This is a genomic window from Rhizobium lentis (assembly GCF_014200175.1).
Classification (GTDB): Bacteria; Pseudomonadota; Alphaproteobacteria; order Rhizobiales; family Rhizobiaceae; genus Rhizobium; species Rhizobium mulingense.
In genome coordinates, this window is record NZ_JACHBD010000008.1 from 140,238 (window position 1) to 157,202 (window position 16,965).

The 16,965-nt window shown below is 62.7% G+C and carries 15 protein-coding genes; 8 read left to right on the forward strand and 7 right to left on the reverse strand.

Annotated elements, in window-relative coordinates; genetic code table 11:
- Window positions 1-29: 29 nt before the first annotated feature.
- The 4 genes from GGI60_RS19555 to GGI60_RS19570 form a co-directional block, all read right to left on the reverse strand.
- Window positions 30-3,356 carry a DUF2126 domain-containing protein gene (locus GGI60_RS19555; RefSeq protein WP_183917917.1) on the reverse strand — a complete coding sequence of 1,109 codons (3,327 nt, stop codon included), beginning with the start codon at window positions 3,354-3,356 and terminating at the stop codon, window positions 30-32.
- A gap of 110 nt (window positions 3,357-3,466) precedes the next feature.
- Complete coding sequence (locus tag GGI60_RS19560; RefSeq protein ID WP_183917919.1) at window positions 3,467-4,849, reverse strand: sensor histidine kinase; 1,383 nt, start codon at window positions 4,847-4,849, stop codon at window positions 3,467-3,469.
- Window positions 4,846-5,523 (reverse strand): response regulator transcription factor, encoded by a 678-nt coding sequence (locus GGI60_RS19565; protein WP_183917921.1) that lies wholly within the window; start codon window positions 5,521-5,523, stop codon window positions 4,846-4,848. The genes GGI60_RS19560 and GGI60_RS19565 overlap by 4 nt, the downstream gene beginning before the upstream one ends.
- Before the next feature lie 95 nt (window positions 5,524-5,618).
- Window positions 5,619-7,487, reverse strand: coding sequence for an adenylate/guanylate cyclase domain-containing protein (locus GGI60_RS19570; protein WP_183917923.1), 1,869 nt, complete (start codon window positions 7,485-7,487; stop codon window positions 5,619-5,621).
- Between the two features lie 368 nt (window positions 7,488-7,855).
- Here GGI60_RS19570 and GGI60_RS19575 point away from each other — a divergent pair, with 368 nt between their 5' ends.
- The 5 genes from GGI60_RS19575 to GGI60_RS19595 all read left to right on the forward strand — a co-directional run bounded on the left by GGI60_RS19575 (window position 7,856) and on the right by GGI60_RS19595 (window position 12,513).
- Window positions 7,856-8,902, forward strand: coding sequence for an ABC transporter substrate-binding protein (locus tag GGI60_RS19575; RefSeq protein ID WP_183917925.1), 1,047 nt, complete (start codon window positions 7,856-7,858; stop codon window positions 8,900-8,902).
- 253 nt (window positions 8,903-9,155) lie between these two features.
- A complete protein-coding gene (locus tag GGI60_RS19580; protein ID WP_183917927.1) occupies window positions 9,156-10,100 on the forward strand; it encodes a tripartite tricarboxylate transporter substrate binding protein in 945 nt (314 codons plus the stop codon).
- On the forward strand, window positions 10,097-10,588 hold the full coding sequence (locus GGI60_RS19585; protein ID WP_183917929.1) for a tripartite tricarboxylate transporter TctB family protein: 492 nt from the start codon (window positions 10,097-10,099) through the stop codon (window positions 10,586-10,588). The genes GGI60_RS19580 and GGI60_RS19585 overlap by 4 nt, the downstream gene beginning before the upstream one ends.
- 84 nt (window positions 10,589-10,672) lie before the next feature.
- The gene (locus tag GGI60_RS19590; protein WP_183917931.1) at window positions 10,673-12,190 is read left to right on the forward strand and encodes a tripartite tricarboxylate transporter permease; all 1,518 of its coding nucleotides are present in this window, start codon (window positions 10,673-10,675) and stop codon (window positions 12,188-12,190) included.
- Window positions 12,191-12,342: 152 nt separating this feature from the next.
- Complete coding sequence (locus GGI60_RS19595; protein ID WP_183917933.1) at window positions 12,343-12,513, forward strand: hypothetical protein; 171 nt, start codon at window positions 12,343-12,345, stop codon at window positions 12,511-12,513.
- 102 nt (window positions 12,514-12,615) lie between these two features.
- On the opposite strand, the gene GGI60_RS19600 is transcribed toward GGI60_RS19595, so the two are convergent.
- Window positions 12,616-13,704 carry a DUF475 domain-containing protein gene (locus GGI60_RS19600; protein WP_183917935.1) on the reverse strand — a complete coding sequence of 363 codons (1,089 nt, stop codon included), beginning with the start codon at window positions 13,702-13,704 and terminating at the stop codon, window positions 12,616-12,618.
- A gap of 345 nt (window positions 13,705-14,049) precedes the next feature.
- Between GGI60_RS19600 and GGI60_RS19605 the strand changes: the two genes are divergently transcribed.
- Together GGI60_RS19605 and GGI60_RS19610 are read left to right on the forward strand one after the other, a co-directional pair.
- A complete protein-coding gene (locus GGI60_RS19605) occupies window positions 14,050-14,268 on the forward strand; it encodes a hypothetical protein (protein WP_183917937.1) in 219 nt (72 codons plus the stop codon).
- 46 nt (window positions 14,269-14,314) lie between these two features.
- A complete protein-coding gene (locus GGI60_RS19610) occupies window positions 14,315-14,494 on the forward strand; it encodes a hypothetical protein (RefSeq protein ID WP_183917939.1) in 180 nt (59 codons plus the stop codon).
- Window positions 14,495-14,551: 57 nt separating this feature from the next.
- Here GGI60_RS19610 and GGI60_RS19615 read toward each other — a convergent pair whose 3' ends face one another.
- Entirely contained in the window at window positions 14,552-15,064 is a 513-nt protein-coding gene (locus GGI60_RS19615; protein ID WP_183917941.1) for an MgtC/SapB family protein, read from the reverse strand.
- 221 nt (window positions 15,065-15,285) lie between these two features.
- On the opposite strand from GGI60_RS19615, the gene GGI60_RS19620 reads away from it, so the two are divergent.
- Window positions 15,286-16,005 carry a hypothetical protein gene (locus GGI60_RS19620; RefSeq protein ID WP_183917943.1) on the forward strand — a complete coding sequence of 240 codons (720 nt, stop codon included), beginning with the start codon at window positions 15,286-15,288 and terminating at the stop codon, window positions 16,003-16,005.
- Window positions 16,006-16,011: 6 nt separating this feature from the next.
- Here the strand turns inward: GGI60_RS19620 and GGI60_RS19625 are convergent, their stop codons facing one another.
- Window positions 16,012-16,506: a hypothetical protein gene (locus GGI60_RS19625; protein WP_183917945.1), complete on the reverse strand. Its 495-nt coding sequence runs from the start codon at window positions 16,504-16,506 to the stop codon at window positions 16,012-16,014.
- Between the last annotated feature and the right edge of the window lie 459 nt (window positions 16,507-16,965).

Sequence of the window (16,965 nt, forward strand, 5' to 3'; positions counted from 1 at the left end):
CGGCCTCAGCCCTCGGCCCCGACCCCGCCTCAAATTCCGGCGGGCCGCCGCAGATCCAGCGTCAGCGGGAATTCAAGCGAACCCGTCTCTGCGCGCGGGATATAACCGCCTGCCGTATGCCCCCACGGCTCGAAGCGGGCGAGCCGCCTTGCTTCGGCCTCGTTGCCGTTCACCGGGAAGGTGTCATAGGTCCGGCCGCCCGGATGGGCAACATGATAGATGCAGCCGCCGATCGAACGCTTCGACCATGTATCATAAATGTCAAAAGTCAAAGGTGTGTTGACCGGCAGGACCGGATGCAGGCCCGAAGCCGGCTGCCATGCCTTGTAGCGGACGCCGGCGACCGATACGCCAGAGGTGCCGGTCGGCGTCAGCGGCAGGGTGCGGCCGTTGCAAGTCACCGTGTAGCGGGCGGTATTGCTGGTTTCGAACCGCACCTGGAGGCGTTCGACGGAGGAGTCGACATAGCGGACGGTGCCGCCGACCGCGCCTTCCTCGCCCATAACATGCCAAGGCTCCAGCGCCTGGCGCAGTTCCAGCTTCGAGCCCTCGTATTCGACTTCGCCGCAGAAGGGGAAGCGGAATTCGAGCTGGGCCTTGAACCATTCCGGGCTGAGGTCGAAGCCGTTTTCGCGAAGATCGGCGAGCACGTCGAGGAAATCGGCCCAGACGAAATGCGGCAGCATGAAACGGTCGTGCAGGGTCGTGCCCCAGCGGACGAACTTGCCGTCGACCGGGTTGACCCAGAAGCGGGCGATCAGCGCGCGCACGAGCAATTGCTGGGCAAGCGACATACGTGCGTTCGGCGGCATCTCGAAGCCGCGGAACTCGATGAGGCCGAGCCTGCCGGTCGGGCCGTCGGGCGAAAACAGCTTGTCGATGCAGATCTCGGCGCGGTGGGTGTTGCCGGTGACATCGGTCAAAAGATTGCGGAACAGGCGATCGACGAGCCATGGCAGCGGCGGCTGACCGCGGCCGGGCGCCACGATCTGCGCCATGGCGATCTCCAGCTCGTAGAGGCTGTCGTGGCGAGCCTCGTCGATGCGCGGCGCCTGGCTGGTCGGGCCGATGAACATGCCGGAGAAGAGGTAGGAGAGCGAGGGGTGGCGCTGCCAGTGGAGGACGACGCTTTTCAACAGATCCGGACGGCGCAGGAAAGGGCTGTTGTTCGGATTGGCGCTGCCGACGACGACATGATTGCCGCCGCCGGTGCCGGTGTGGCGGCCGTCGATCATGAACTTGTCGGCGCCGAGCCGGGTGGCACGCGCCTCCTCGTAGATTGCGGTGGTGATATCGACGCATTCCCGCCAGTTCGAGGCTGGATGGATGTTGACCTCGATCACGCCGGGATCCGGGGCGACGCGGATGACGTTGATGCGCTCGTCCTGCGGCGGCGGATAACCTTCGATATGAACGGGAAGCTTGAGCTCGGCGGCAGCGTTTTCGGCAGCGGCGATCAGCTCAAGATAATCCTCGATCCGCTCGACCGGCGGCATGAAGACGCAGAGCCTGCCGTCGCGCGGCTCGACCGACATGGCGGTTCGCACGGCACCGCCGATTTCGCCGAGCGTCTGTTCGATGCGGCCCCGATTGTTCTCGCCGGCGTGGAAGGAGGCTTCCGGCATGGCGCGGCCGGCCGGCACGAAAACGTCGGGCAACGGTTGGCGCGGAATGGTCGGATCGGCCGGGTGGATATAGGGATAGCGCGCCGGCGGGACATAGGGCAGGGTGCCGAGCGGCAGGCGGTAGCCGATCGGGCTGTCGCCAGGCACAAGGAAGATCTTGCCGCGGCGGGTGCGCCATTTCTCACTGACCCAGACCCGGCTTTCAGCTGCCTTGGCGTTCCATGCCTGGACCGGAAGGATGTACCCCGTGGGGACAGTGAGGCCACGGTCGAAGACGCGGGCGATGCGGTTACGCTCCTCGGGATCCTTCAGCTTCGAATTCGCCGGATCGACATTGTCGGGAAGATTGCCTTCCTTGATGATCCAGTCGGCCGGATCCTCAAATGCCGGCTGCACCATGTCAGGTTTGATTGCCAGTTCCTTTGCGATCAACGTCAGGAGCTTCTCGGCATCCTCTGCCGCAGCGCCGGTATCCTTGCCTTCGGCGGCGACCAGATCGACGTTCTGCCAGATCGGCTTGCCATCGCGGCGCCAGTAGAGCGAAAAAGTCCAGCGCGGCAGGCTTTCCCCCGGATACCATTTGCCCTGGCCGTAATGCAGGAAGCCGCCGGGAGCGAAGCGTTCCTGCAGCCGGCGGATCAGGCTGTCGGCCTTTTCGCGCTTGGTCGGGCCGACGGCGGCGGTATTCCATTCCTCGGATTGGAAATCGTCAATCGAGACGAAGGTCGGCTCGCCGCCCATCGTCAGATGCACATCCTCGGCCTCGAGGACGCGGTCGACCTTCTTACCGAGTTCGTTGAGCTCGTTCCAGCTTTCATCGGAGAAGGGCTTCGTGATGCGCGGGTGTTCGGCGACGCGAGAGACCTTCATATCGAAGGCGAATTCGCTCTCGGCCTCGCCGAAATAACCGCCCGAGATCGGGGCGGCGTTGCGGTAATGCGGCGTGGCTGCCAGCGGGATGTGGCTTTCGCCGGTCAACAGGCCGGAGGTCGGATCGAGGCCGACCCAGCCGGCGCCGGGCAGATAGACCTCCGCCCAGGCATGCAGGTCGGTGAAATCGACTTCGGTGCCGGAGGGGCCGTCGAGTGCCTTCAGATCAGGCGTCAACTGGATGAGATAGCCGGAGACGAAGCGGGCGGCCAGGCCGAGATGACGAAGGATCTGGACGAGCAGCCAGCTGGTGTCGCGGCATGAGCCCTTGGCGCTTTCCAGGGTCTCCTCCGGTGTCTGCACGCCGGTTTCCATCCGGATGACATAACCGATCTGCCGCTGCAGGCGGGCATTCAAGCCAACGATCATATCGACCGTTGGCTGGCCGGGAGACCAGTCGAGCGTCGGAAGCAGCGCTTTCAGGCGCGGGCCGGCCGGCTCCGGCGTCATGTAGATCGACAGATCCTCCTGAATCGTTTCGGGATAGCCGAAGGGCCACTTGGTCGCCTCTTCCTCAACGAAGAAGTCGAAGGGATTGTAGACCGTCATGTCGGCGACAAGATCGACCTCGATCTTTAATTCTGTCACCGGGTCTGGGAAAACGTAGCGAGCGAGATAGTTGCCGTAGGGGTCCTGCTGCAGGTTGACGAAGTGGTTCGAGGGCGTGACCTTCAGCGAGTGGCTGAGCACCCGTGTCTTCGAATGCGAGGCCGGTTTCAACCGGATGATCTGTGGGCCGAGGCGGACCGGCTTGTCATAGGTATAGTGCGTCAGGTGATAGATGCTGGCTTTGATCGACATATTGCTCTTTTTATCCGGCGCGCATCGTCGTGCGGCTTGCTGTTCCCGAAGCCAGTGTGTGCAATGCAGCGAAAGAAAGCAAGGTGGAAAGGTCGATGGGGCGCCGGCTTTCAGGCCGCTCTGGCGAAAGTGACGGCAGCCTTCAGGCCCCTGCCGTCACTGCCCGATTCCAGTGTCAACGCTGCGTGGAAAAGACTGGCAATTTCCTCGACGATGGGAAGACCGAGGCCGGCGCCGGGGGCGGCGGATTCATTGCCGCGCGAAAAACGGCGACGCACCGCCTCCAGCTTCTCGCGCGGAATACCGGGGCCGTTGTCCTCGACTTCCAGGCGGATCGTCTCGGCGGCGGCGATGACGCGGACAGTGACTTCAGCGCCCTTGCCGGCATAGGCGATGGCATTGCCGGCAAGATTGCGCAGCATTTCGCCGATCAGCAGCGGCTCGGCGCGGATCATCGCCGGGCTCTCACCCTCGTAGCCGAGATCGATGCCGGCGACGGCAGCGGCCGGGATCTGTTCGCCCGTGATCTCCTGGGCGATGGCGGCGAGATCGATGGCGGAGGCGGTCAGCGCCTCCTTGGCCGTGGCGGCGTCGATCTTCGCCATCAGCAGAAGCTGGGCAAGAATGCGCTCGGCATGTGCGACGGCCTGGTCTCCCTTCAGAGCTGCCGCGTGGGCTTCACCGAGCGAGCCGGCGCGGGCCGACAGCGCAAGCTGAGTGCGGATAATCGCCAGCGGCGTGCGCAGCTGGTGGCTGGCATTGCCGGTGAAATTGCGCAGGGCATCGAGCGCCGACTGCAGGCGGACCATGAAGGAATTGACCGTATCGACCAGCGGCTCGACCTCGCTCGGCACGGTTTGTTCGATAGGATGCAGATCGTCAGGACTGCGTTCGCCGATGGCGTCGCCGAGCTTATAGAGCGGGCGGAGCGCCACCGTGACCGAGATCCAGACGATGACCGCCGCTCCGGCGATCATGAGAGCGAGGCGCAGTGCCGAACGCACGAGGATCGCCTGAGTCAACTGCCGGCGGGCAATCGTGGTTTCGGCGACGGTCACGACGAAGGGTACCGAGCGGATGCCGGTCGAGGCGGAACGTTCGAGCGTGGCGATGCGGATGGGCTCGCCGCGAAAGTTGTCGTCGGCGAAGGCCGCCGCACCGCTCGGCGTCTTCTGCAGGACCGGCAGAGCCTGGTAGCCGGTGATGAATTGGCCTGGCGGGCCGTCGACGCGGTAGAAGACGCGGTCCTGCGCTGCCGAGGTCAGCATTTCGAGCGCGACATAGGGAATATCGACCTGCAGCGTGCCGTCTTCGGCGACGACGACGCGTTCGGCGATCGCGAGTGCCGAGCCGGCGAGAACACGGTCGGAGACGATGTTCGAAGTCTGCACAGCCTCGCGATAAGTGTCGGCAAGCGCGAGCATGCCGATGACGGCCGTGGAGACGAGCAGCCAGAAGAGCAGGCGGCGCCTGAGAGAATAGGCGGCCTTCATGAAGCCTCTGGCACCTTGTCGAGATAATAGCCGATGCCGCGGGCAGTCTTGACCGTCAGGCCATGCGGCAAAAGGCGCTTTCTCAGCCGGCTGACATATTGCTCGATGGCGTTTGCGGAAATGTCGTCGTCGAAGGCGGTCAGCGACTGTATGATCGCCTCCTTGGCGACGACCTTGCCGGCCCGCATGAAGAGGATTTCGAGCAGGCCAAGTTCGCGGGCGGGGATGTCAAGAGGGGTGGAACCGGCGGAGAAGGTGCGGGAGTTGAGGTCGAAAGAAATGCCGCCGAAGCCGACCGTCGCCGAACGCAGCCCGGCCTGACGGCGAAGCAGTACGCGCACGCGGGCCTCGAATTCGGCGATGTCGAAGGGCTTGATCAGATAATCGTCGGCACCGAGATCAAGGCCTTTCACCCGTTCCTCCGGCGCTCCCCGTGCTGTCAGGATGAGGACGGCGGCCTGATTCTGGCGGGCGCGCATGGCGCGCAGCACGTCGAGCCCGTCCATCTCGGGCAGGTTGAGGTCGAGGATGACAAGGTCGAAATTTTCCGCCGCGATGACGGCATTGGCGGACGCCCCGTCATGGACGACATCGACGGCATGGCCCGTGCCGCGCAAGATCGCCGAGAGCCCGTCGGCCAGCGCGATATTGTCTTCGGTGAGCAGGATGCGCACGGTTGTTCCCCTGTTTTTAAAGCGACGTTACAGGGGTGAAGACGGCTTGTCACAGCGATTTTGAAGATTGGCGAACGGGGGCATAAAGATCGATCTCAGCTGCCCGTTCGCTCCATCTCCTCGCGCTGCGTCATCGCGGCGGCGAGCAGCTGTTGGAAGCGCGGGTCGCCGCGGATATTGTCGAGGTCGGAATCATTGTTGAACCATTTGATATGGTAGACGGAGCTGTGCGGCAGCAGCTTCTCCAGAAGCTCGATCGCCTGGTCGACATCACCGAGGACGGAATAGACGCAGGCGAGATTATACTGGGCGACGATATCGTCGGGATCGATGGCGATCGCCCGCGCCGCCCAATCGCGTGCGCGCGCCGCATCGCCGAGATGGGCAAGCGCCAGGGCACCGCGATGGGCGGGACCGGAATTTTCCGGATTGAGATTGAGCGCACGTTCGGCGCGCAGCAAGCCAAGGCGCGCCCAGTTTTCCCTGTCCACCCCACGGCCGAGCGAATGGTAGGCGGCCATCAGATGGATCGGCGAGACGTAGTCGTCAGGGCGGATTTCGGCGGCGCGGGTGAAGTATTGCACGGATTCTGCAAAATTGCCGTGCATGAAGAAGAACCTGGCATAATGGAAATTCGCCTCGAAGAGGTTCGGGTCGAGCGTCAGGGCACGCTCGAAAGCCGCCGCCGCCCGATCATCATAGCCGCTCTGATGCAGCGCCAGGCCGTGCGAGGCATGGGCCTCCGGAAGATCGGGATCGAGCGCGAGCGCGCGGGCGCTCATCTCGAGGATGCGTGTCAGCGGCACATCGTCGGGCGCCCAGTCGCGGATCGCGGCGTCGCAATCGGCGATGCCGGCATAGGCGCGGGCATAGTCCGGATCAAGCTCGACTGCTTTGCAGAACATGCGCCTGGCAAGCTGCAGGTAGGATTTCGTCCAGGTGTGGGAAAGCTGGCGGCCCCGGAGATAATAGGTATAGGCCTCGACATTGGCGGTCGGCTCGTTGGCGATCGCCTTCTTCTCCTCCGGCAGCAGCCGCACTTTCAGCTGGCCAACGATCGCATGAGTAATCTCGTCCTGGATGGCGAAGATGTCGGTAAGGTCCCGGTCGTAGCGCTCGGCCCAGAGATGATCGCCATTGGCGGTGTCGATCAGCTGGCCGGAGATGCGCACACGCTTGTCGAAGATGCGCACACTGCCTTCGAGCACATAGCGCACGCCGAGTTCCTGAGCGAGCCGCTTCAACTTCACCGAGATGCCCTTGTAGGTAAAGATCGTATTGCGCGGCACGACGTGCAGGCTGGAGATCTTGGAAAGATCGGTGATGATGTCTTCGGTGATGCCGTCGGAGAAATAATCCTGGTCGGCGTCGCCGCTCATATTGGTGAAAGGCAACACCGCGATGAAGCAGGTATTGCGATTCTGCGCGATGAGCTTGGCGGAAGAGGGTGGCGCGAGGGTGACAGTATAGACCTGCACCGGCTGGCGGATGTTCTTCAGCATGTGCTCGCCGATAAATTCGAAGCCGAGATTGAGGCGCGAGCCCACCTGATCGCGGACCGAAGCCGACACGGCGATGCCGCCGGGGGCGGCGATACGCTCGAGTCTTGCGGCAAGATTGACGCCGTCGCCGAAGATGTCGCCGTTTTCGACCACGACGTCGCCGAGATTGATGCCGATACGGAATTCGACGCGCTCATCCTTCGGGACGTTCTCGTTGCGGGCCGACATGCTGCGCTGGATTTCGGCGGCGCAGGCAACCGCATTCACCACGCTCTGGAATTCGGCCAGGATGCCGTCGCCGGTGAGCTTGACGATGCGGCCCTTGTAATCCGAAATCCTGACATCGACCAGCTCGCAGCGATGGCGGTTCAGCGCCTGCAGCGTGCCTGACTCATCGATGCCCATCAGTCGGCTGTAGCCGACGACATCCGCAGCGAGAATAGCGCTCAGTCGTCGTTCCATGACCCCTCCCATGGATCTTCCCGGGATAACCTAGCTATTTTTAGAGTTTTTGTCGCGCAGAGTCGTCCCCCGAAAAACAATTTCGGGTGGCGTCGACATTTTGACGCGGTAGCGCGACCATATATCGTCGCCGGTCTTCATCAATACTCTAAAAGGGTGAAGGGCGGCCTTGATTGCTAATCCTTTGTGGTGAAAGAAGGGCTCTCGTCGGTGGAAACGAAACATACCGCTTGGTCAACGCTTGCCGGTCGGCACCGAAAACGACCCGTGATCTAGTTGAGCCGGCCTTGCGGAGGGCCTCGCTCCGGCGCGCCCTTGCTCCTCCCGCTATGCTCGGGCATTGTTGCCGCATGAGGAGAATTTTCATCTTGCTGCTGGCATTCTGGCCGGGTTTTGCCCTGGCCGATCAGGTCTTTTTTCCGGCGAAATCGGGCAAGGCCGACGCGCCGGTGCTGACGGTTTATTCCTCGCTCGACGAGCCGCTGGCGCAGCCGATGATTCGGGGTTTTCAGGAGGCCAATCCCGATGTCGCGGTCAGATATGAGGATATGCTGACCGGCGAAATCTACGACCGGATCGTCGGGGAGACGGATGCCGGCAAGAAGACGGCAGATTTTGCTTTCTCCTCGGCGATGGATCTGCAGGTGAAGCTTTCGAATGACGGCTATGCGCAGGTCAGCAACCTGCCGATGAGCGCCGCGTGGCCGAAATGGGCGAACTGGCGCAACACCGCTTATGCGCTGACCTTCGAGCCGGCCGTATTCGTCTATCACAAGCCGAGCTTCGCGCATGAGCCGGTGCCAAGCTCGCGGGCGGAATTCATCGACTATCTGAAGCGCAAGGGCAATGCGGTCTATGGCCGGATCAGCACCTACGATATCGAGCGCTCCGGTGTCGGCTTTCTGTTCATGGCGCGCGACCAGGAGCAGTTCGGCGACATCTGGTCGGTGATCGGCGCGATGGGCTCGGCCGGCGTCAAACTTTACTCGACGAGCTCGGCGATCCTCGAACGCGTCGCCGACGGGCGCTTCGTGCTCGGCTACAATATTCTCGGCTCCTACGCCGCCGATTGGGCGTCGCGGCACCCTGATGTCGGGATCGTGCTGCCGAAGGACTATACGGTGGTGATGTCGCGGATCGGGCTGGTGCCGCAGGCGGCTGCCGAGCCGGAGCTCGGGCGTCGCTACCTTACCTTTTTCATGTCGAAGGAGGGCCAGACGATCATGGCGCGCGAGCTGCAGATCCCCGCGGTCAGTCCCGAGGTGGCCGGCGAGAACACGGCCAATACGCTGCAGGAGCTACTCGGCGCCCAGCTTCGGCCGGTGCCTGTCAGCCCCGGGCTGATGGTCTATCTCGACCAGGTGAAGCGAGCGCGGTTGATCGCGCACTGGAACGAGGTTCTGCGGGCTCAGTGAAAGCTCTCAGCGAAGACGACGTCGGCAATTACGGCAAAAAAGTGTCCTTTCCTCCTGGATATCTGGCCAATGTCAGCTAGATGACAGCTTGTTGTGGTGGCTTTGGCTACTTCTTCTCCGTGGAGGCGGAGAACTGAAGCTTTGGGAGGTCTTCCGCTCGTCATTCAGGACAACTGTGTCCGCCGGCCGGCTACCCTCCCGATTCCCTGGAGAATAACAGGCGGTGCGCTCAGCCGCCGACGGAGGACACATCGTGAAGCATACGTTCATTGCAACCATTATCGCAGCGGCGATCGCGCTGCCGGCCTATGCGGCCGACTACACCATCATCGCGCCGGCCGCGCCCGGTGGCGGCTGGGACCAGACCGCCCGTTCGCTGCAGACAGCGCTGCAGCAGGAGAAGATTTCCGGTAACGTCCAGGTCCAGAACGTCCCCGGCGCCGGCGGCACCATCGGGCTGGCGCAATTCAGCAGCCAGGCTGCCGGCAACCCGAACGCGCTGATCGTCGGCGGCTATGTCATGGTCGGCGCCATCCTGACCAACAAGTCGCCGGTAACGCTCAAGAACGTCACGCCGATCGCTCGCCTGACTGGCGAATATGAGGCGGTCGTGGTTCCCGCCTCGTCCGATATCAAGACGATGGCCGATCTGGTCGCCGCGCTGAAGAAGGATCCGGGCGCTGTTTCCTGGGGCGGCGGCTCGGCCGGCGGCACCGATCACATTACCGTCGGCCTGATCGCCAAGGCCGCCGGGGTCGACCCGACCAAGATCAACTATGTCGCCTTTTCCGGCGGCGGCGAAGCACTTGCCGCCATTCTCGGCAGTCAGGTCACCGCCGGTGTCTCGAGCTACAGCGAGTTCGAATCGCAGGTGAAAGCGGGCACGCTGCGTCTTCTCGCGGTATCCAGCGACAAGCGAATCGACGGCGTTGATGCTCCGACGCTGAAGGAAGCCGGCACCGATGTCAGCATCCAGAACTGGCGCATGGTCGCCGCTGCCCCCGGCCTGTCGGCAGAGCAGGTCGCGGCCATCACCGCCGATTTCGAGAAACTGCACAGCTCCGCAACCTGGCAGGAAACTCTGAAGACCAAGGGCTGGGCCGACACCTATCTGTCCGGCGACGCCTTCAAGGCGCAGCTCGAAAAGGATGTCGCCGCCACCGAAGGCATCCTCAAAGAGATCGGACTTGTTCAATGAGCGGGGATAACATCTCCTCGGCAACCACACGCCGCCCTGATTGGGCGGCGTGCATCATTGCCGCTTTCCTCTTTGTTGTCGCCGGCGTGATGTTCTGGGATGCATCGCATCTGAAAACAATCGCGCAGTACGACCGCATCGGCCCGGCAACGATGCCCGAAGTGGTGGCCTTCGGCCTCTTCTGTCTTGGGATCTGGACCGTCGCCGAAGCTTGGCGCGGCGAGTTTCCGGAACGCGATCGGCAGGAAGTTGCGCCGGTCATCTGGATTGTTGCCGGTCTCGTCGGACAGATGCTGCTTCTGCGCGTTGCCGGCTTCTCGATCGCCACAGGTCTGCTGTTTGCATTGACGGCACGCGGCTTCGGCAAGCGCAAGCTCTGGATCTCGCTGCCGTTCGGCATCGTCTTCAGCTTCGTCGTCTGGGCGATCTTCTCGCAGCTGCTGCAGCTGACGCTGCCGGCCGGCCCGCTCGAACGCCTGTTCTTCTGACGGCGCGCGCGCTGTCGGCACTTTTGATTTTGCGCAGCGCCGGATCGGGTAACGCACGGCCGGGAACGCGCTTGGGATATCAAGATGAGCACATTCGAATTCCTATGGCAGGGGATCCTGGTTGCGATGCAGCCGATGAACCTGGTTTATGCGCTGGTCGGCGTGACGCTCGGCACTGCCGTCGGCGTGCTGCCCGGCATCGGACCTGCACTCACCGTGGCGCTGCTGTTGCCCGCCACCTATAAGCTCGACCCCGGTGGCTCGCTGATCATGTTCGCCGGCATCTATTATGGCGGCATGTATGGCGGTTCGACGACCTCGATCCTCTTGAACACGCCAGGCGAAAGCGCCTCGATCGTCACAGCGCTCGAAGGTAACAAGATGGCGCGGGCAGGACGTGGCGGGCCGGCGCTGGCGACGGCGGCGATCGGTTCTTTCGTCGCCGGCCTGCTAGCGACACTCGGGCTCGCCTTCATCGCCCCCTATATCGTCAAGCTGGCGCTGGTGTTTGGACCGCGTGAATATTTCGCGCTGATGGTGCTCGCCTTCGTCACCGTGTCCTCGGCTTTCGGCGATTCGGCGCTGCGGGGCTTGACCTCGCTGTTCATCGGCTTTGCCCTTGCCATGGTCGGCATCGACCAGCAGACGGGGCAGGCCCGACTTTCCTTCGGCATACCCGACCTGCTCGACGGTATCGAGGTAACGACGCTCGCTGTGGCGATGTTCGCGATCGGCGAGACGCTTTATATCGCCGCGCAGGGCAACCGGATCGAAGATAAGGTCGAAGCCGTCAAAGGCTCGCTCTGGATGAACGCGCAGGACTGGGCGCGTTCGTGGAAGGCCTGGCTGCGCGGCACGCTGATCGGCTTTCCGATCGGCGCCATGCCGGCGGGCGGCGCGGAAATCGGCACCTTCCTCTCCTATGCGACGGAAAAGCGGCTGGCAAAGAACCCCGAAGAGTTCGGCCATGGCGCGATCGAGGGCGTGGCCGGTCCGGAGGCAGCGAACAACGCGTCTGCGGCCGGGACGCTGGTGCCGCTGCTGACGCTCGGCCTGCCGACGACGGCAACGGCGGCGATCATGCTGGCCGGCTTCCAGCAATACGGGCTGCAGCCCGGGCCGCTGCTGTTTGCCACCAACCCACAGCTTGTCTGGGGTCTGATCGCCAGCCTGCTCATCGCCAATGCGATGCTCCTGGTCTTGAACCTGCCGATGATCGGACTCTGGGTGCGGCTGCTGACCATTCCGAAGCCGTGGCTCTATGCGGGCATCCTGCTGTTTGCGACGCTCGGGACGATCGGCGCCAATCCGTCGGTATTCGAACTCGGCATGCTGCTGGCTTTCGGCCTGCTCGGTTACGTTATGCGGCTCTTCGGCTATCCGATTGCGCCGACGGTCGTCGGCCTGATCCTCGGGCCGCTTGCTGAACAGCAGCTGCGCCGGGCACTGGCGATCAGCCAGGGCGACGTCACGACGCTGGTCATGTCACCGATCGCAGCCGGCCTGCTCGTTGTCGCGGCAGCCGCCTTCCTCATTCCGCTGATCCTGCGGCTGCGTGGCCGGGGACAGGTGCTTGCACAGCTGGCGGCAAACGAAGACTGAAAAGACGAACCTACCCCTGCCTCAAGGCCGGCCATGGAGACATGCGCCGGCCTCTTCTTTCTTGCATGGCTGAGATGAGTTTACGTGCATTGTCCTGCAGGACGGGCGGCCCCATTTGCAGGTGGTCAATCATAGAACGAGAGCAAAACACAATGTCCGCTATCCGCAGTTCAATCCGCACCGGTTTCCTTGGCCGTGCATTTGCCGTGCTCGGCGCCGCAAACGCGGTCAGCGCCGCTGTCGAAGCCGGCCGCCGGCCGCGCGCCCGCGACCTCAGTGAACTCGGCATCGATCCGGCCTCCTTCGATCAGGTCACCCGCTAAGATTTTCAATGCATGAATGAAACAGCCCGCAGCCGGATGGTTGCGGGCTTTATCATTTTTGGCCAAGGGAGCCGCAACGCCAAGCGCTGCGGCTTGTTGGCGTCAGGCGTGAAGCTCTTCCTGCCGGGCGTGGTCTTCCACCCGCTCGCGCCTGTTGTGGCGGATGGATGACCAGAGCGACAGGCCGATCAGGGCCGCGCCGCCAAGCCCGGTGATCACCTCGGGGATGTGCACCAGGGTCTGCGCATACATGATCACCGCGAGGATCAGGATGGCATAGAAGGCGCCATGCTCGAGATAGCGGTATTCGGCAAGCGTTCCCTTCTCCACCAGCATGATCGTCATCGAGCGCACATACATGGCGCCGATGCCGAGGCCGATGGCGATGACGAAGAGGTTCTGCGTCAAGGCGAAGGCGCCGATGACACCGTCGAAGGAGAAGCTGGCATCCAGCACCTCCAGATAGATGAAGGCGCCGAGGCCGCCCTTGGCGGCAGCGCTCATCGTCTGCTGCGAGGCATCAAGCAACTCGCCGACGACCTCGACCGCCAGGAAGGTGAGCAGGCCGTAGATGGCGCAATGGACGAAGACGCTGGCTTCCTCGCCTCCGATCAGCCAGGAGAACACAAGCATCAGCGCCAGCACGAAGGCGATCTCGATGCCCCTGATGGTGGCCGAGCGCGCCATCACCTTTTCCAGACCGCGAAGCCAATGGATCTTCTTCTCGTGGTCGAAGAAATAGCTGAGGCCGACCATCATCAGGAAGGTGCCGCCGAAGGCTGCGATCGGCAGATGCGCATCGTTCATGATGCGGGCATATTCAGCGGGTTCGCGGGCAGCCAGCACCAGCGCGTCCCAGGGGCCGATCCGCGCCGCGATGGCGACGATCGCCAGCGGAAAGACGATGCGCATGCCGAAGACGGCAATGATGATGCCCCAGGTAAGGAATCGGTGCTGCCAGACCGGCGTCATCTCCTTCAGCTTGTTGGCATTGACGATGGCATTGTCGAAGGAGAGTGAAATCTCCAGCACCGCAAGCACGGCACAGATGAAGAAGACGGTCGCCATGCCGCCGATCGTGCCTGTTGTCTGCCATCCGAGCACGGCGCCGAGAACGAGACCTAGGGCAGTGACGATGAACGCCCAGCGAAAATAGCTGAGCGAGGATTTATCGGTCCCGATCTGATTCATGGCCGCACCTCGCGGCCGCAAACCTTGCTGGGAAGGGTGAAGGGGGAAAAACGAAGCACGCCACAATAGGCATGCGGATAAGGCATGGTGAGCTTTTTCATCGATGAAAAATCCGCCGGCTGAGCTGCAGGCGGTACCGACATCACGAGAGCGCCGTAAAAACTCTCGCCAGAGGGGCCCGGCACCAATGTTCCCCGCAGCCGATGTCTGGGAGGCTGTGGGATATGCCCTAGGTAATGAACTTTCCAGACCAGTCAAGCCCAATCGCGACACAGAAATCGGCATTTTTTAGGGAACCATCCGGCCCCCCGCCCGTTAGACTTCGGTTGAGCTTGAAGGAGGCCGATGATGCACACCTCGACCCATGTTCCTGACAAACGCACGGAAACGTCCGACCGCATGAAGCGCGCAAGGCCGAACCGCATGCAGAAAGCGCAGGTGCTGCCGCCGCATCATGTCGACCTGACCCTGACGCCCGGCGTCATCCACGACATTCATGTGCCGGCCCATGTCACCGGTGCCGACCTCTCCAAGGGCGGCCCCGACATCAAAAGCAAAAAATGAAGCTGCCCTTTGGCACTCCGGCAAATCGAAAGAGGATAAGAAGCATATGACTGTGAACTTTGTGCCCCGCGACATCTTCATCCGGCACGAAAATGAATGGAAGGCCGTTCGTGAAGCGGCCGACGAACGCATCGATGTCGGCAAGCGCCAGCGACCGTTCGGCACATCCGGCAATCACCCGGCATCGGCTGGGAAAGGCGATGCTTCGGCCGCACGATCCGAATAGGCAGCAGACAATTATCTCAGCATGAGCGCCCGGCATGAAGCCGGGCGTTTTGCTTGTCTAACGCCTCTCATCCCCGTCGACACGTTGGCCGGAATTATAGCCTAGCCACTGCTCGAGCTTGCCGAAGGCGAAGAGAACGCAAATTGCCGCAAGCGTCGTGAAGAAGGCAACCGGCCAATAGCCGAAGCCCATGGCGAGGCCGATCGCGCCGGAGAGCCACATGCCCGCGCCCGTCGTCAGTCCATGGATGCGACCCCTGGCAAAGACGATCATGCCCGCGGCCAGGAAGGCGACGCCTGCGGTCACGGCTTCGATGACGCGCAGCGGATCGATGCGGACCTGCTGGCCATCGGCGAAGCCCGGCATATGCACGGCCTCGATGGAAATTATGGCGAAGAGGGCAGCGGCAAGGCTGATCAGAATATGCGTCCGGAAGCCGGCGGGGCGATCGCGCGCCTCACGTTCGAAACCGATGAGCCCGCCAAAGACGATGGCGCCGAGCAGGCGGGCGAAGATGACGGGATAGTGGATGCGCGATGCCGGTATCATATCGGCGATAATAAGATCCATGGAAATTCCTTCTGGGATATCGGATTCTTCGCTGGCTAACGTCGGAGCGCGGGATTTGTTCGGCTTTTGCCGGCCACGCGTTTCGACTTCTGCGCCCACTTTCATGATCGAGCCTGGCCGCCGGAGGGAAGGATCGGTGGAGGATACATTATCCTTCTGTCGCGCCAACCTTTCGGAAAGGATTGGGCGGCGATAATCCCGGCCTCACGGGATTCGGACAGATGGCCAAGACAGCGACACGCGGCCGCCGCAAGGCGCCGGCGAGAGGAAAGAGCAAGGCGCGCAGCGGCGGTGGCGGACTGCTGCCGTGGATGGTGATCGCCGTTGCCGCATTCGCAGGCATCGCCGTCTATGACAATTGGAAGAGTATCAAGCCAATGCTGAGCAAACAGCCGGCTGTGGCGATGCGGGAGAGCGCGGAGACGAAGCCCGCAATCAGGAGGGATGCGCCACCGAAGCAGGTGGCGCTTGCCGCGCAGGCGCCGAAAGTGGCGCCGCCCGCGCAACCATTGCCACCGGCGGCCATTCCCACGCCGACGGCTCAGCCGGTAAAGGCGACGCCGTCTGCTTCTTCTCCCGCGACCCCGCAAACCGGTACGGGCGCCTTTGGCTATTGCGGGCAGGGCGCCCACATCAATTGCGTCGGCGACGGCGGCGTCTTCTGGTACAAGGGCGAAAAGATCGTCATTGCCGACATGGAGAGCCCGGTGGCCGACCGGGCGCGCTGCGATGACGAACGCCGGGTGGCCTTTGCCGCCAAGTTGCGTCTGCTGTCGCTGCTGAACGCCGGACCCTTCACCATGAATGCGGCTGGAAAGACCGACCCTGCAGGCGCGCCGCGCGTGGTCTCGCGTGACGGGCGCTCTTTCGGCGTGCAACTGATCAATGAGGGGCTGGCGCACAAGCCAGGGGCTGCCGGCGGCGCCTGGTGCGCCGCCTGACGGAAGCTACTTGCCCTTTTTCACCAGTTTGCCGCCGGTGCGGAAGCTGCCGGTGAACGAGGAATCCTTGCTTTCGGCCGTGCATTCGATCGCGATCGGCTTGCCGGCATAGGGATTGCCGAAGGTGCAGAAGCCGGCGACCTTGACCTGACCGGTCATCTTGTTGCCGACGCCTGTCGTGACGAGGCTGAGGGGCAGGCGGGCATTGCCATTGGACGCGGGCTTGATCCCGGCGCCATCGCCCTGGAAGCCGAGCGCCTTGCCATCCGACGTGAAGATGAACGTCACCGAGCCGTTGGCCAGTGTGACGCTGGCAAGCTCGTTCTTGCAGCCCTTGGTGGCGTCGAACTTGGCAACGACGAGCTTGGCGCATTTGCCGGACAGGGTAATGACGCCGGCCGCGCCGGGAAAGGTTTCGGCAGGAGAGGCCGGTGCGGCGGTGGCCGGCAAGGCAAGGGCGGCGGACAAAAATGCGGCGGCGGCAAGCGCAGATAAGTTCATTTCGATTTCAAACCCCATGTGCTGGCAAGGCGAATCACCGCCCCATCCTCGATTCGCCATGGCATTGTTCTGTGTCCGAATTTGGTTCCGCTATCCCCACGGCATAAGATTCCCGCCGGCTGCGCCTGGTCAGCCGTTGACGGCAAATGGGTGAAAAGCCCGCTGAGCTTGCCGGCCGGAAAGCAGGGCAACGGCGTCCTTGTCAGGTATCGACAAGCTGGCATGATTTGACGGTGGCAAGGCACTCGTCGAGCGCCTGCCGTCTTGAATGCACTGTCTGATCAGGGGAATGGGTCCAGGCAGGGAAGTCCAGACCCATTCTTTCCCGATCGGAGGTCAGTCAGATCAGGAATTTGCGGCTGCCGGCTAGAGCATGATGCCGAAATTGTAGGCAGTTTTCGGACGACATCATCCTCTAACTCTTAATTTAGAACAGGATTCAGATTTTAGCCCGAACGG